The sequence below is a fragment of the Capnocytophaga canis genome (assembly GCF_000827555.1).
GTDB lineage: Bacteria > Bacteroidota > Bacteroidia > Flavobacteriales > Flavobacteriaceae > Capnocytophaga > Capnocytophaga canis.
Genome location: NZ_CDOI01000205.1, coordinates 1 through 2,393, shown reverse-complemented (window position 1 = coordinate 2,393; position 2,393 = coordinate 1). Strand labels below are relative to the sequence as shown.

Genomic DNA, 2,393 nt, shown 5'->3' with positions numbered 1-2,393 from the left:
CCCGCCACATCTGGTAAATCAACCTTTATGGCAGGATCTGTACTATTTGTATCATCGTAAGAGTAATGCGGTTTTTTAACCAAACGCACATTTTTCATTGACAAATTGGGAGGTAATTTAACTTGATACGTGTATCCTACAGGCGTATATCCCCAATTTTTCCCTTGCTCACGCTCAGCACTACTATAAGAGTGATTTCCAAAAATTAAATACGCTGAACGTGGTTGATTCAAAGAAAGAACATCTGGCAATTTTGAAGAATCTAAAATTCCAAACATAGTTCTACTCATTGCAGCAGTCATTGTTATTTCAGGAGAGGATATGCTTTGTGCACAAGCATCCTTATAATCAAATAATGCTATTGGGTTTATAGAAAACTGACCAGATTCATGTTTTAACAAACAATTAACAGGAGCTACTTTTTTAAGTTTAAATCGAAGCGTAACCTTTGCATTTTTTGGCCAATCATCTGCATAACCATCCCCATCAATATCCGAAAGTCCAATATTTTTTCCTGCCAAAGAAGCTACATTCAATTCTGATATATCACGAAGTGGAATTTCACGTGTACGAAAAGCAGGATTATTAGCTTCATTTTTTTCAGGTAAAGGAGTAGTGGGAATAGGGATTCCAATCTCTGTTCCATCAGTAGCGACAATTCGTAAATCCGAAATTTGATGCTTGTCAAATGCTATCCACGAATACTCTCGATATTTAAATAATACATCATAAGCTGTGGCATTTCCAGAACCATTATTTAAAAATGTCACATTATATTGTCCTACTTCATTTCCTCCAAGTCCATCTATCCATGTAAAATAAGTCTCATTTCCGTTATTCATTATCGTGATATTCGGTGTTCCCGATTCGACGTTAATGGTACGTGAGTTGGAAATCGTTTGATAAAAATCGTTTTGATTTTGAGAACTACCCCACATAGCAAAATACTTATTTTGACGGTTAGCATCACAACCCGTTACTGTATAATTTTCTGTAACAAGAATACTGCCATTACGAGCCACACCAGTAGGTACATTTACCTTATACAGTTGTAAAGAAATAGACGTACCCGCAGGAGTAAAAGTTGCTACTGGAGATAAATCCATTCCTTCGTAAGAAATTGAATTACCCGTAATTCCAGCAGGATATTGCACAGCGAAATAAATATCTTTCACAATACCATCTCCCGTATTTTTAATTCTAAATTTCTGAGAACTTGTCCCAGATGCATTTTCATGTGTAGGAAGGGCTGTAGTACTTTCCCCTTCTATTGCTAACACAGGATATTTCAATATGTAAGGGTCGGTATGTGCAGGTGCAACTGTATTCCCATCTACGCTCATTGTTATTTCATCCCTTAATCCTGAATTAAGAGACTGCATAATTTGCGGTGTTACTTTTTTGGCAATAGAAAAAGTTGCCTCTGAAGCTCCTGTGACACCTGTGATTTTAAATACAGGTCTCCGTGTATCGGAAATATTGTACTCCTGTACAGGCAATCCACTGACTAAAGTTAAATTACCATCGTAGTGCATTCCTTGTGGGAAAGTGACAGTAATAAGTGCTTCTGAGGCAGATGTCGAAAAATTTGCTCTCACAGTCAAGATACCTGCCTTAAAACCATTTTCGGCAATTGATTGCCCTCCTGAAGTTGTTACTGGAGTACCTAAACTTTGAGCCATTCCTTGCCCTAAACCGAATAACAACAAAAATAATTTTAAAATTAGTTTTTTCATAAGTAAAACGTTACGTTTATTTTTAGCCCAAAATGTGGGCAGTGAAATGGGTACAAAATTACGACAATTATTCCATAAACGATATATATACACTCATCTTTTGCATTTTATTAACCCAAATTACAGATTCAATAAAAATAATAAAAAAAATCCAAGATAAAATCTTAAAAATTTAACAATTAGAGATTAAATTGTCGAGAAATAATTTTGATTATTAAAATTGTAAAAGTAATAAAACTATAACCATTCATGTTATTTATTTCTTATGTCACTTTGTAAAAATTTTATGAAGTATATTCAAAAGTGAATTAGTCGAATGTAGTAAGTCCTGCAAAACGAAGAAAACATATCAATTCTTCGGTTTCTCAAGACTTGACTAAAAAAAGAGAGATTACCCGTTTAGGATAATCTCTCTTTCACTTATTCTGTCAGTGGTTACTTCTTAATATACAACCAACTTCCTTTCGTATGCTTCTTGTTGTTGTTATCGGTGTATTCAATGATATAGTAATAGGTACCTTGTGGCAATTTCTCAGGAGCTTCAATCGTCACTCGTCCGTTTGAAATCGCCCGGAATACTCTATTAACATTATCATAGCCCTTCGTCTCAAATACCTTAACTCCCCAACGATTGTAAATACGAACCGTATTATTAGG

2 protein-coding genes are annotated in these 2,393 nt (G+C 34.9%); both read right to left on the bottom strand.

Annotated features, from left to right (window positions below; genetic code table 11):
- Positions 1 to 1,736, bottom strand: a 1,736-nt coding sequence (locus tag CCAND38_RS10915) for a hypothetical protein (RefSeq protein ID WP_042345435.1), incomplete at its 3' end; no start/stop codon positions are given.
- A 435-nt stretch (positions 1,737 to 2,171) separates the two neighbouring features.
- On the bottom strand, positions 2,172 to 2,393 hold a 222-nt coding region (locus CCAND38_RS10910), incomplete at its 5' end, for a T9SS type B sorting domain-containing protein (protein ID WP_042345432.1).